At 62.1% G+C, this 13,482-nt stretch carries 11 protein-coding genes; 3 read left to right on the forward strand and 8 right to left on the reverse strand.

The genetic code is table 11. The annotated features are described in order from the left end of the window. Positions 1–154: 154 nt before the first annotated feature. A complete protein-coding gene (gene ahpC, locus KQ940_RS01385) occupies positions 155–721 on the reverse strand; it encodes an alkyl hydroperoxide reductase subunit C (protein ID WP_217410955.1) in 567 nt (188 codons plus the stop codon). A gap of 199 nt (positions 722–920) precedes the next feature. Then, a complete protein-coding gene (locus tag KQ940_RS01390; protein WP_217410956.1) occupies positions 921–1,859 on the reverse strand; it encodes an outer membrane protein assembly factor BamD in 939 nt (312 codons plus the stop codon). A gap of 127 nt (positions 1,860–1,986) precedes the next feature. Here KQ940_RS01390 and rluD point away from each other — a divergent pair, with 127 nt between their 5' ends. Further along, positions 1,987–2,955, forward strand: coding sequence for a 23S rRNA pseudouridine(1911/1915/1917) synthase RluD (rluD, locus tag KQ940_RS01395; protein ID WP_217410957.1), 969 nt, complete (start codon positions 1,987–1,989; stop codon positions 2,953–2,955). Then, a complete protein-coding gene (gene pgeF, locus KQ940_RS01400; protein WP_217410958.1) occupies positions 2,952–3,686 on the forward strand; it encodes a peptidoglycan editing factor PgeF in 735 nt (244 codons plus the stop codon). The genes rluD and pgeF overlap by 4 nt, the downstream gene beginning before the upstream one ends. 13 nt (positions 3,687–3,699) lie before the next feature. On the opposite strand, the gene KQ940_RS01405 is transcribed toward pgeF, so the two are convergent. The 4 genes from KQ940_RS01405 to KQ940_RS01420 all read right to left on the reverse strand — a co-directional run bounded on the left by KQ940_RS01405 (position 3,700) and on the right by KQ940_RS01420 (position 9,234). Further along, positions 3,700–4,131 carry a universal stress protein gene (locus KQ940_RS01405; protein WP_217410959.1) on the reverse strand — a complete coding sequence of 144 codons (432 nt, stop codon included), beginning with the start codon at positions 4,129–4,131 and terminating at the stop codon, positions 3,700–3,702. 24 nt (positions 4,132–4,155) lie between these two features. Next, on the reverse strand, positions 4,156–6,744 hold the full coding sequence (locus tag KQ940_RS01410) for a TRAP transporter permease (RefSeq protein WP_217410960.1): 2,589 nt from the start codon (positions 6,742–6,744) through the stop codon (positions 4,156–4,158). Positions 6,745–6,813: 69 nt separating this feature from the next. Next, positions 6,814–7,785 (reverse strand): TAXI family TRAP transporter solute-binding subunit, encoded by a 972-nt coding sequence (locus KQ940_RS01415; RefSeq protein ID WP_217410962.1) that lies wholly within the window; start codon positions 7,783–7,785, stop codon positions 6,814–6,816. Between the two features lie 96 nt (positions 7,786–7,881). Continuing rightward, positions 7,882–9,234, reverse strand: a complete 1,353-nt coding sequence (locus KQ940_RS01420) for an aspartate aminotransferase family protein (RefSeq protein ID WP_217410963.1) — start codon at positions 9,232–9,234, stop codon at positions 7,882–7,884. 110 nt (positions 9,235–9,344) lie between these two features. On the opposite strand from KQ940_RS01420, the gene KQ940_RS01425 reads away from it, so the two are divergent. Then, the gene (locus KQ940_RS01425; protein WP_217410964.1) at positions 9,345–10,232 is read left to right on the forward strand and encodes a LysR substrate-binding domain-containing protein; all 888 of its coding nucleotides are present in this window, start codon (positions 9,345–9,347) and stop codon (positions 10,230–10,232) included. A gap of 100 nt (positions 10,233–10,332) precedes the next feature. Here KQ940_RS01425 and pta read toward each other — a convergent pair whose 3' ends face one another. Both pta and KQ940_RS01435 read right to left on the reverse strand, forming a co-directional pair. Next, positions 10,333–12,492 (reverse strand): phosphate acetyltransferase, encoded by a 2,160-nt coding sequence (gene pta, locus KQ940_RS01430; RefSeq protein WP_217410965.1) that lies wholly within the window; start codon positions 12,490–12,492, stop codon positions 10,333–10,335. A 113-nt stretch (positions 12,493–12,605) separates the two neighbouring features. Next, positions 12,606–13,481 carry a ChaN family lipoprotein gene (locus KQ940_RS01435; RefSeq protein ID WP_217410966.1) on the reverse strand — a complete coding sequence of 292 codons (876 nt, stop codon included), beginning with the start codon at positions 13,479–13,481 and terminating at the stop codon, positions 12,606–12,608. Position 13,482: the final 1 nt, after the last annotated feature.

Raw genomic sequence — 13,482 nt, forward strand, 5'->3', positions numbered from 1 at the left:
TGGCGCGGAGGGTCGGCATCCGGATACCGGATACGCTCGGAAAACCGGGTGCCACCTTTTTGGCCCGAATCTCCCACCGGACGCTCCTCACAGTCGGCAGGCGACGACATTTGCCCTGCCTTGGATCGCTTGGTATGAGATTCGGGAAGAACGCTTAGATCTTGCCGACCAGATCCAGTGACGGTGCCAGGGTCGCTTCGCCTTCCTTCCACTTCGCCGGGCAGACTTCACCCGGGTGAGAGGCGACGTATTGTGCCGCTTTCAGCTTGCGTACCAGGCTGTCCGCTTCGCGGCCGATCCCTTCGGCGGTGACTTCGGCGGCCTGGATAATGCCGTCCGGGTCGACGATGAAGGTGGCACGGTCGGCCAGGCCCTGACCCTCACGCAGTACGTCGAAGTTGCTGGTGAGGGTCCAGTTCGGATCGCCGATCATGGTGTACTTGATCTTGGCGATGGTATCGGAGGCATCGTGCCAGGCCTTGTGTACGAAGTGGGTGTCGGTGGAGACGGAGTAGACCTCGACGCCCATCCGCTGCAGCTCGTCGTAGTGGTCGGCCAGGTCGCCCAGTTCGGTCGGGCAGACGAAGGTGAAGTCGGCCGGGTAGAAGAAGAATACCGACCACTTGCCTTTCACGTCGGCGTCGGAGACTTCGATGAATTCGCCGTTTCGGAAGGCGTTTGCCTTGAAGGGTTTGATCGGGGTGTTGATTGCCTGTGCCATGGTTTTTTCTCCTGTGAGGCTTGTGTGTTTCGACAGGAGTTAGGTTAGGCGGATGGCTGCGATATTAAAAATTGATTATATCAAGATATTTAATAGTTATTGTTAATATAGATGGGCGGGGCGATACAGCGGGGGGCTGAAAAGAGAAGCGGCAACCGAAAGGGTTGCCGCTTCTGTCTGAACCGTAGAGGCGCGATGCTCAGTCGAAAATACCGAAGGTGATGCGGTCGAACCAGGAGCGCTCATCTTCGGCCTCTTCCATCTCTTTCGCCTTGGCCTTGCTGGCGCCGGGTGATGACGTGGGCCGTGCCGGTACGGCCGGTGCTTCTGCTTCGCCCAACAGGCCGAAAGTGGCGGTGTTGAGCAGTGTCGAGCGTGGCTCCTTGAAGGTGCGGATCTGGTAGTCCGGGAAGTTCAGTTCCAGCACCTTGTAGGCGTTGTTGGCCAGCTCGGTCATGCCGAGTTCGGTATAGGCCTCACCCATGACCGCCAGCGCATCGGGTACCGCCGGCGTCTCCTGGAAGTTCTCCACCACGTAACGACCGCGGTTGGCGGCGGCGACCCAGGCCTGGCGCTTCATGTAGTAGGCGGCGACGTGGATCTCGTGGGCGGCGAGGCGGTTTTTCAGGTACTGCATCCGCTTCTGTGCATCCGGCGCATACTCGCTTTCCGGATAGCGGTTGACAAGGGTGGAAAAGCTGTCGAACGAGTCGCGCGCGGCGCCCGGGTCGCGTTGGGTCTCATCCAGCGGCAGATAGCGGGTCAGGAAAGAGCGGTCGCGCTCGAATGCGGTCAACCCCTTCATGTAGTACGCATAATCGATATTGGCGTGGTTCGGGTGCAGGCGGATGAAGCGGTCGGCCGCTGCGGCTGCCGATTCCGGCTCGTAGGTTCTGAAGTAGGAGTAGATCAGCTCGAGCTGAGCCTGCTCCGAATACTTGCCGAACGGGTAGCGCGCTTCCAGCAGTTGCAGTTTCTCCACCGCCAGCGCGTAGTTGTCTTCATCCATGGCGCTGAGTGCTTCTTCGTAGAGTTGCTGCTCGGGCACATCGGGGGCCAGTTTATCGCCTCCCCACCAGGAGCAGGCGGAGAGCAGGGTGACAAGCACCAGAGCGGCACTGACTTTTACGAATCGCATGTCGATCAATCCTGATACAAAGGGCCTGCATGGCTGAGCGGGCCGGATTCGGGTGTGGTAAAATCGCGCCTTATTTAAACACAACCCGCACACAACCAAAACATCCGTCAGGATGAGTAGTGATTAGATGTCAGATCAGGTGGAATTACAGGCCAAAGTGCCGAGCGAAATGTATGGACTCAGGCTGGACCAGGCCGTTGCACAGCTGTTTCCCGAATATTCCCGTTCGCGCTTGCAGGGCTGGATCAAGGACGGTGCGCTGACCGTCGACGGTGAGGTCCGCCGTACGCGCGATAAGCTGGCCGGCGGCGAGGTGATCCGGGTGGCCGCACAGCTGGAGATGATCGAGGAGCACGGTGCCGAAGAGATCCCGCTCGATATCATCTACGAAGATGAGCACATCCTGGTGCTGAACAAGCCAGCCGGGCTGGTGGTGCATCCGGCGGCAGGGCACGCCGACGGCACCCTGCTCAATGCGCTGCTGCATCACTGCCCGGAGATCGCTCAGGTGCCTCGCGCCGGCATCGTTCACCGCCTTGATCGTGATACCACCGGACTGATGGTGGTGGCCAAGACCATCCCGGCGCAGACCGATCTGGTTGCCCAGCTGCAGGAGCGCAGCATGGGCCGCGAGTATGAAGCGGTGGTGCATGGAGTGATGACCGGTGGTGGCATGGTGGATGAGCCGATGGGCCGTCATCCGCGGCATCGGCAGAAGATGGCCGTGCTCGGCGTCGGCAAAGAGGCGGTGACCCACTACCGCCTGCTGGAGAAGTTCCGCGCCCATACTCATATCCGGCTGAAGCTGGAGACCGGCCGCACCCACCAGATCCGCGTGCATATGGCGCATATCAACTACCCGCTGGTGGGCGACCCTCTGTATGGCGGCCGTTTTCGCCTGCCCAAGGGGTGCAGCCACGCCATGCAGGAGGTGCTGAAAAACTTCAAACGTCAGGCACTGCATGCCAAACGTCTGGAACTCTGGCATCCTGACACTGGCGAGGCGATGGCCTGGGAGATCGATCTGCCCGAGGATCTGCAGCGGTTGCTCGCCGTACTCAGAAAAGATGCGGAAAACTACGACTACGAACTATGAAGCTGATTCGCGCCGACTGGCAGGCCCCCGATCATATTCATGCGCTGACCACGACCCGTCTCGACGGGGTCAGTCGAGCGCCCTTCAACGGGCTTAACCTGGGACTGCACGTGGGCGACGACCCGGCCTCCGTGGCGGAGAACCGGGCCATGTTGACTCATGCTCTGGGTTTGAAGCGCACGCCCCAGTGGTTGTCACAGGTTCATGGGGTAGCGGTAGTCGAAGCCCGGGATGATGCTCAGGTGCGTGAGGCGGATGCCTGCTGGAGCGATCAGCCCGGACAGGCCTGCGTGGTGATGACCGCGGACTGCCTGCCGGTATTGTTCACCGATCGCCAGGGTACCCGTGTTGCCGCTGCCCATGCCGGTTGGCGTGGGCTGGTGTCCGGGGTGCTGGAGGCGACGCTGCAGCCGTTCGACGATCCCGGGCAGGTGCTGGCCTGGCTGGGACCGGCGATCGGGCCGTTGGCGTTCGAGGTTGGCGGCGAGGTGCGCGAGCAGTTCGTACGGGTGCAGGAGTCTTGCGAGATGGCCTTTGTACCGAGCCCCACGTCTCACGATAAATGGCTGGCTGACCTGTACCAACTGGCGCGACTGAGACTGCAGGCGGCGGGGGTACAGGCGATCAGCGGCGGCGATTACTGCACCTTTACCGAGGCCGAGTATTTTTACTCCTACCGGCGCGATGGGCAAACCGGGCGGATGGCCAGCCTGATCTGGATCGAGGGTTGAGCCTGCTGCGGAATCAGCCCTTGATCACCAGTACCGGGATGGTTGAGCGTCCCACCACCTTGTTGGCCACCGAACCCAATACCGTGCGCTCCAGACGAGAGTGCTTGTGGCTGGCCATGACGATCAGGTCTGCCTTCAATCGCGCGGCCTCGGACAGGATCATATCGGCCGGCTTGCCCTCCTTGACCTCCAGCGTGCAATCCGCCGGATCGATCGGCAGCTGTTTCTCGACAAACTCCTTGAGTTGCTTCTGTACCTCCTTGACCGCCTTGTCGAAGTTGCCTGGCGGAAAGTAGGAGGCCACCAACGGCATCTGGTAACCGGCCACCACGGTGAGCAGGATCAGCTTGCCCTTGGGTGCTAACACCTCGAGAGCGTGCCTGACCACCTCATCGGAGTAGCCCTCTTCGGCCAGGTCCACCGGCACAAGAATCGTCTTGTACATCGTTCTATCTCCTTTGGCGGTCAGTTAGGCCGTTGTCGCGGCGGCCAGCCGTCGCCTCTGCAGCCAGCCGATGAATACCAGCAGCAGCAGGGCGGGGATGAACACCAGCTCCTTCGGCAGGCGGTCCGACTTCACCTGAATCCCGGTAATCTCCCAGCCGAAGTCGACTCCGGCTCGTTCAGCCGGACTACCGAATACGACCAGATCGACGATGCGGCGCTCGCCATCCTGGCTCAACATCAAGCCCAGGGACTCCAGTCGCGCCGTGGCGTCGCCGCTGTCGTCTTCCAGTTGCAGCTGGATCGTTTTGCTGACCTCATCGCCCTCGATGGTCATCCCCTCGACATTGAGTTGGATGAAGTTGCCGGCCTTGATCTTTTCGATCTGGGCATCGAGCTGCGCCGCTGGCAGGGTCACCGAGGGTGGGTAGATCATGTCCCACCAGTAGCCGGGCCGGAACAGGCTGAAGGCGATCAGCAGCAGTGCCGCCGTTTCCCACAACCGGGTCTTCACAAACCAGTAACCCTGGGTCGCGGCGGAAAACACCAGGATGGCGATGATGGCGCTGACCACGGTGACGATCAGATCGAACACGCCGGTCAGGCCGATCAGCAGCAGTTGAGTATTGAAGATGAACATGAACGGCAGGATCGCGGTGCGGATATCGTAGGTAAAACCCTGGATACCGGTCTTGATCGGGTCGGCGCGGGCGATCGCCGCCGCGGCGAAGGCGGCCAGTCCCACCGGTGGCGTATCGTCGGCAAGGATGCCGAAATAGAACACGAACAGATGCACGGCGATCAGCGGTACGATCAGGCCGTTGGCCGCACCCAGCGAGACGATCACCGGTGCCATCAGTGTCGATACCACGATGTAGTTGGCCGTGGTCGGCAGGCCCATGCCGAGGATGATGCAGATGATGGCGGTGAAGATCAGGATCAGCATCAGGTTGCCGCCGGAGATGAACTCGACAAACTCGGTCATCATCTGGCCCAGCCCGGTCAGCGTCACCGTGCCGACGATAATCCCGGCTGCTGCGGTGGCGATGCCGATACCGACCATATTACGTGCACCGCTGATCAACCCCTCGACGAAGTCCTGCCAGCAGACCCGGAACTGGCTCAGCCAGTCGTGCTCGCCGCGGAGCCAGCTCTTCAGCGGTCTGTGGGTCAACACCACGGCGATCAACGCGACCACCGCATAGAAGGCGGATTGCTGTGGCGAGTAGTGCTTGACCGCCAGTGCCCACAACAGCACCACGATCGGTAGGCCGAAGTAGAGCCCGGCGAAGATGGTCGGGCGCGGTTCCGGTAGGTGCTCCAGCTCGATACTGGCGTCATCGACGGCCAGATCGGGGTAGGCCGCGGAGAGTTTCACCAACGCGAAGTAGCCGGCCAGCAGCACCAGCAGCATCACCAGATAGCCGTAGTCACCCAGCGTCGACTCGAGAAAGGTGGAGCCGTAGTAGACCAGGGCCCCCAGCACCAGGAGGATCAGCGTGGTGGTGATCCACGACAGCATGCGCTGGGCGAGGGTGGGCTTGTGCAGGCGCTGGATCCCCTGCATCCCCATCTTCACCGCCTCCAGATGGACGATATAGACCAGCGCGATATAGGAGATCAGCGCTGGCAGAATTGCGTGCTTGATCACCTCCAAATAGGAGATGCCGACATACTCCACCATCAGGAATGCGGCGGCGCCCATGATCGGAGGCGTCAGCTGGCCGTTGGTGGACGCGGCCACCTCGACCGCCCCCGCCTTGGTGGCCGGGAAACCCACCCGCTTCATCAACGGGATGGTGAAGGTACCGGTGGTGACCACGTTGGCGATCGAGGAACCGGAGATGATCCCACTCAAGCCTGAGGCGACCACCGCCGCCTTGGCCGGGCCGCCGCGCATATGGCCGAGCAGCGAGAAGGAGACCTTGATCAGGTAGTTACCGGCACCGGCCTTGTCGAGCATGGCGCCGAGCAGCACGAACAGGAACACGAACGCAGTGGACACCCCGAGGGCGACGCCGAACACGCCTTCGGTGGTCAGCCACTGGTGTGAGGCGACCTTGTTCAGGCTGGCGCCCTTATGGGCAATGACATCCGGCATATACTGGCCGCCGAAGGTGAAGGTCAGAAACACGATGGCGACCACGGTCAACGGTGGACCCAAGGCGCGGCGGGTGGCCTCCAGCAGCGTCAGCATACCGATTACCGCGATCACCACATCCGTTGTCGTCGGTGCACCGATGCGCTCGCTCAGCTGGTCGCGAAACACCAGCAGATAGAGGCAGGAGATCGACGCACCCAGTGCAAACAGCCAGTCGAAAACCGTGATCGACGTGTGGCTGGAGCGTCGGGTGGCCGGAAACAGGCTGAAGGCGAGAAAACTGGCGAAGGCCAGGTGAATAAACTTGGCTTGATCCTCGTTCAGGGTGCCGAAGTTCAGCATGAACGAAAGCGGTGAGGCGTACCAGAGCTGGAACAACGACCAGGCGATCAGTAGAGCGATTACAAACTTACCCTGAAACCCCGACAGATCGCGGCTACCGGTTTCCGAACTCAGCAGGTCTTCCAGCGCCTTGTCATTCGATGCCGGGGCGTGGGTACTCTCCGTGGCCATACGCATCTCCTTCGCAGTCTTGAGAGACTAGCGCGGGGCGGCAAGGCCCCGCACCTAGCCGGGCTGGAGTTACATCAGGCCGGCTTCCTTGTAGTACTTCATCGCGCCTTCATGAAGCGGCGCGGAGAGACCGTCTTTGATCATCTCCTCCTTCTTCAGGTTGGCGAAGGCAGGGTGCAGCTTGGTGAAGGTATCGAAGTTCTCGAACACCGCCTTGACCACGTGATAGACCAGGTTGGCGTCAACCTTGGCTGAAGTGACAAAGGTGGCGCCGACACCGAAGGTTTGCACATCCGCGTCGGAGCCCCTGTACATTCCGCCGGGAATAGTGGCTACGCGGTAGTACGGGTTTTCGTTGACCAGCATCTCCACGGCCGGACCGGAGACATCGACGATCACACTGTCGCAGGAGGTGGTGGCTTCCTTGATCGAGCCGCTTGGGTGGCCAACGGTATAGACCATGGCATCGATCTTGTTGTCGCACAGGGCTTTCGACTGTTCTGCCGCTTTTAGTTCAGACGCCAATGCAAAGTCGTCCATGGTCCAGCCTTTGGCCGCCATCAGCACCTCCATGGTGCCGCGCTGACCTGAGCCCGGGTTGCCCACGTTGACACGCTTGCCCTTGAGGTCATCGAAGGTCTTGATGCCGGAGTCGGCTCGCGCCACCACGGTAAACGGCTCGGGGTGGATCGAAAATACCGCGCGCAGATCCTCGAACGCTCCGGCGTCCTCGAACTGGCTGGAGCCGTGATAGGCGTGATACTGCCAGTCGGATTGGGCGACACCCATATCGAGTTCACCCGAGCGAATGGTATTGAGGTTGTAGACGGAGCCACCGGTGCTTTCTACCGAGCAGCGGATACCGTGCTCGCTACGGTCTTTATTGACCAAACGGCAGATCGCACCACCCGTGGGGTAGTAGACACCGGTGACACCACCGGTACCGATGGTAATGAAGTCCTGCGCCTGGGCAGCACCGGGGGCCAGACTGAGCATCGCCGCAAAGCCGGCACCGATCAGGGCTTCTCTGAATATTTTCATCTGTCTCTCCTTGGGTTCTTTTTATTAATTTCAGTCTAGTTCATGACGCCTGGCTTGCATTTTTCCTATCGGACGAAGCGACACCGATGTTCATGGCTAAACCGCATCGGGGTATTCACTGACCGCCTCGGCGCAGACCTGCTGTACCGTGTCGTAGAGTTTGTCGACGAGTTCGTCGAGCTGCGACTCCTCGATGATGAACGGCGGCGCCAGCAGGATGTGGTGGCCGCGGTGTCCGTCGATGGTGCCGGCCATGGGGTAGCACATCAGGCCCCGTTCCATTGCCGCATTCTTGATCCGGCTATCCAGCTTCGAGCGTGGATCGAAGGGGCGCTTGCTGTCGCGGTCGTGCACCAGTTCAAGCGCCTGGAACAGGCCGCGACCGCGGATATCGCCGATATGGGGATGCTCACCAAAGCGATCGAGCAGGCGAGTCATCAGTGCTTCGCCCATGGGGTTTACCCGCGCCAGAATCTGCTCCTGCTCCAGCGCATCGAGTACGGCGAGCGATCCGGCCATGGCGGTGGCGTGGGCCATATAGGTATGACCGTGCTGGAAGAAACCCGAGCCGTTGGCGATGGTGTCGTAGATCCGGTCCGATGCCAGCATCGCGCCGATCGGCTGGTAACCGGCACCCAGTCCCTTGGCGATGGTGACGATATCCGCCTCTATCCCCTCCTGTTCATGGGCGAACAGGGTGCCGGTGCGGCCCATGCCGCACATCACCTCATCGAGGATCAGCAGCACGCCGTAGCGATCGCAGATCTCGCGGATACGCTTGAAGTAACCCTCGACCGCCGTCAGCGCGCCGGCGGTGGCGCCGACCACCGGTTCGGCGACGAAGGCGATCACCGTTTCCGGGCCCACGGTGAGCAGGCACTGCTCCAGCTCGTTGGCCACCCGCTGGCCGTAGTCGAACAGCGACTCGCCCGGCTTGCAGTCGCGGTAGGCATAACAAGGGGCGATATGTTCGGCATGGGTCAGCAGCGGCGCAAATGGCGCGCGGCGCCAGGCGTTGCCGCCGACGGCCAGTGCCCCCAGCGTGTTGCCGTGGTAGCTCTGGCGGCGGGCGACAAAGCGTCCGCGCTGGTTCTCGCCGCGTTCGACAAAGTACTGCCGGGCCAGCTTCAGTGCGGCTTCCACCGCTTCAGATCCGCCGCTGAGGAAGTACACATGGTTCAGATCGCCCGGCGCCCGTGCGGTCAGGCGCGTGGCCAGGGTTTCGGCCACCTCGGTGGTGAAAAAGCTGCTGTGGGCGTAGGCCAGCTGGTCGATCTGCTTGTGCAGCGCCGCGCGCACCCCGGCGTGGCTGTGGCCAAGACAGGAGACCGCGGCGCCGCCGCTGGCATCCAGATAGGCTTTGCCGTGCTGGTCGTAGAGGTAGACGCCGTCGCCGAGCACGGCGGTGCGTAGCGGGGTGTGGCAGTGGCGGTGGAATACCTGGCTCACGCTGTACCTTTAAGTTATTGATTGAATATGCACTGCATTAAAGGTTGCAACTTGGCGCTCAACAAACGATATATTCTCGGAGGGTATGAGAAAAACTCATGGGGGAGTCTATGCCGGGATCCATGCCACCACTCAATGCGTTGCGCAGCTTCGAGGTAGCGGCGCGTCGTCTCAGCTTCTCCCGCGCGGCACAGGAGCTGTGCGTCACCCAGGGTGCGGTGAGCAAGCAGATCCAGCTGCTGGAGCAGTATCTGGAACAGCCGCTGTTCAACCGCAGCCCCGCCGGGCTCAGCCTGACCGATGCCGGACGCCAGTATCTGCCCGCCATCTCCCGAGCGCTGGAGATGATCCAGAGCGCCACGGCCAGCTTGCAGCAGCGCGCCCAGGACAATGAGGCGCTGACCCTGAACCTGACCCCTTCGTTCAGCAACCTCTGGCTGATTCCGCGTTTGGAGCGGTTACGCCAGGCGATGCCGGGGTTGAACCTGACCATGGTGACCGGAGATGGGGTGTTCCAGTTCCAGGGTACGCAGGCGGACATGGCGATCCGCTGCCTGCCACTGTCGCTGAGCCATGAGCACTCCCAGCTGTTGAGGGAGGAGGTGCTGCTGCCGCTGATCAGCCCTGACCTGCTGCGCGAACAGCCGATAAACAGACCCGAGGATCTGTTGGCGCATCCGCTGATTCGCCATACCACTCGGCCCCAGCTATGGCGTCAGTTCTTGCAGCAGATGGTCGGTGGTGAGCCCAAGCCGCCGCAGTTCAACCACGGTTTCGAACATTTCTACATGTCGCTGGAAGCGGCGCGGCGCAAGCTGGGTGTCGCGCTGGTGCCGGACTTTATGGCTGCAGAGGCACTGGACAGCGGTGAACTGGCCAATCCGTTGCATATCGCCTATCGCAGCGGCTACGGTTTCTACTTCCTGGTGCCGCCTTATCGGGCACGCTCGCTCGGCGTACAGCGTTTTCATGCCTGGTTGGAGCAGCAGCTGGGCTAGCGGTTACAGTACCGCGCTGTAAAGCGGGGCTTCTTCGGTCGGAGCTGGGGGCTGGTTTAAACCCTGTCGTATGAGCAGGGCTTCAGATCTGTTGGGGCGTTCATTGGGTATGTATCCCCCCTTTAGTAGTCGCCCCCGCCTGGATCGCGGTCAGCGCGATGGTGAACACTATGTCCTCCACCAGGGCGCCGCGTGACAGGTCGTTGACCGGTTTGCGCATCCCCTGCAGCATCGGCCCGATGCTGATCACCTCGGCACTGCGCTGCACCGCCTTGTAGGTGGTATTACCGGTGTTCAGGTCGGGGAAGATGAACACCGTGGCGCGACCGGCGACGGGGCTGTCCGGCGCCTTGCTGCGGGCCACGCTCTCCATGACCGCGGCGTCGTACTGCAGCGGGCCGTCGATCAGCAGGTCGGGGCGCTTCTGTTGTGCCAGAGCCGTGGCCTTGCGTACCTTGTCCACATCGGCGCCCTGGCCGGAAACGCCGGTGCTGTAGCTGATCATCGCCACCCGAGGCTCGAGGCCGAAGGCGGCGGCGGAGTCTGCGCTCTGGATCGCGATATCGGCCAGCTCCTCGGCGCTTGGGTCGGGATTGATCGCGCAGTCGCCGTACACCAGCACCTGCTCGGGTAACAGCATGAAAAAGATCGACGAGACCAGACTGGTGCCGGGTGCCGTGCGGATCAGCTGCAGTGCCGGGCGGATGGTGTTGGCGGTGGTATGCACGGCGCCACTGACCAGGCCGTCCACCTCGTCGCGCTCCAGCATCAGCGTGCCGAGCATGACATTGTCCTGCAGCTCATCTCGCGCCTGGAGTTCGGTGATCCCCTTGTGGGCACGCAGCTCCAGCAGGCGGGCGACATACTGCTCGCGAATCTGTTCAGGATCGATGATCGTGATCCCCTCGCCAAGCTCGACACCCAGGTTGTCGGCGGTACGCTCGATCTCGCCCGGATCGCCGAGCAGGGTACAGTGGGCGATGCCGCGTTCGGCACAGATCGCCGCGGCGCGCACGGTGCGCGGCTCGGTCCCCTCGGGCAACACGATATGGCGCTTGGCGGCCCGTGCCCGCACCACCAATTGATAGCGGAAGGCGGCGGGTGACAGGTGGATCTCGCCGCTGTGGATACGCAGTGAGGTGATCCAGTCGGCATCGATATGGGCGGCGGTAAACTCCTTGACGTGCGCAATACGCTCCAGATCATCCACCGGAATCTCCAGCGTATCGCGGGGGATGTTGAGCGCTGTCTGCCAGCTGTCGGTGACCACGCTGACTACCGGCAGCCCCGAGCGTAGCGCACCTTCGCACAGCTGTATCAGTTCCGGTGAGGGGGTGTACCCCCCGGTCAAAATAAGACCGGCCAGCGCCACGCCATTGCTGGCGGCCAGGCAGGCGGCGAGGATGATATCCTCGCGATCGCCGGAGGTGATGATCAGCGTGCCGGGCTTGAGGCTGCGCACCACATGGGGCAGTGTCTGCCCACAAAGGGCGATACTGCTGACCCGGCGATTGTCGATATCGCCGGCATAGAGGATGCGGGCTTCGAGGTAATTGGTCAGGTCGCGTACTCTGGGCGCAACCATCTCATTGTCCCAGGGGATGCCGCCGAGCAGGCGGAACCTGGGGTCGAACAGTTTGGCCTGTGACCGGATCTGCTCGAGCGTCAGGCTGCGGGTGCTGGCTTTCTCGCCGGCGATCTCCGAGCGGGGCTTGCCCTCCCGGTCCAGTGGCGCATCCAGTTTGTTCATGATGCAGCCAAGTACGCGTGGCTCCTTGGCGCCACCATAGAAGCGCGCGACGATATCCAGGTGATCCTCGATGGCGTCGATGCTGTCCAGTCCAGGCGCTGCGACCAGTACCACTTCGGCATCCAGCGCCCGGGCGATGGCGCTATTCAGGGTGTTGGCATAGGGCTGGGTCATGGTCGAAACCAGGCCCTCGATCACCACTACCTCCGGTGCATCGGTGCAGCTGGCTTCGAAACGCTCGATAATCTGCTCCAGCAACCGGTCCTGGTGGCCCGAACTGACCAGGTGTTCCGCTTCGCGCATCGGGATCGGCTCGGCGATGCTGGCGGCACAGCTGCTGCGCAGGATCGCCACGCTGCGGTCAGTGGAGTCGCCGTTGCGGGTCTGCGCGATCGGCTTGAAGAAACCGACCCGTATGCCCTGCTGTTCCAGAGCATGGACCAGTCCCAGTACGGTGGTGGTGAGGCCGCTGCCGAGACCGGCCGGGGCGATCATGATGCTGTGTGGCATGGTAAGTCCTTGCTCTCTACAGTTGGCTGTGCGCCGATTGTGCGTTGCACAAACTATACGATGCCGATGTTAAGTAAGCGAGTTACAAACGCGAGTGTGTGCGGACGAACGGATCAGTTGGATTTTAGCTGCAGATCGGCGCAGTAATCCGGTGCGTCGACCTGAGGTGTGAACAGCAGCAGATCGGCGCTGCCCAGATCGCCGAAACTTTCCGGCAAGTAGGCGGCCGGATCGGTGTCATCGGTTACCGCAACCATCAGCACTGTCCGTCGCGGCAGGCTGCCGAGCCAGCGCGGCACGCCCAGATCGGCACGGGCGTGGATTGAGCCGGTCAGCAGCACACCGGTGCGGTCCGGCCGGGCATTGGCACGCAGAACGGAGGCTATCTGCTGATCCCGCGCCAACTGGATACGGCGCATCGGCTGCAACTGCTCGCGTGGCAACTGCCGGCAGTGACTCTCATACAGCAGATCGAGCATGAAGTCGGCATGGGCCGGTTCCAGCTCGGCTACCGCTGCGTTAGCGGTATAGAGCGCGCGCACCTCGGGCCGACTCAGGTCGGCACCGAGCACCCTGGAGCTCCAGCGAAACGCCGCCTGCAGCGGCGCCTGGTACAGTGTCCAGGGCCAGCCTTCGGACCAGGCCAGCCGATCCGGTGTGCGTGCGTCCGGGTCGTGAAGTGCCCGGTCCAGTGCGGCCTGTTGTGCGGGTGTTGCCATCTCCAGCGCCACCGCACCCAGTTGGCCGCGCTCTCCAAGTGCCTGGATCAAGCGGGACTGCTGCTTATGGTGGTCCGGGTTGTCATGCTGCTCGCCGAGCAGCAGCCAGCCGCCGGTCGGTAGCCAGTCACGATAAAACTCCGGCCAGGCGACATAACGCTGCTGAACTGGCGACCAGAGCTTGCCGACCAGCGGGTTGGGCGACGGCACAACCGCCTGAACCGATATCGATATCAGCAGGAGCAGGCCGGCGAGTACCCTGAGCAGCATA

The sequence above is a fragment of the Marinobacterium ramblicola genome, from assembly GCF_019084545.1.
GTDB lineage: Bacteria > Pseudomonadota > Gammaproteobacteria > Pseudomonadales > Balneatricaceae > Marinobacterium_D > Marinobacterium_D ramblicola.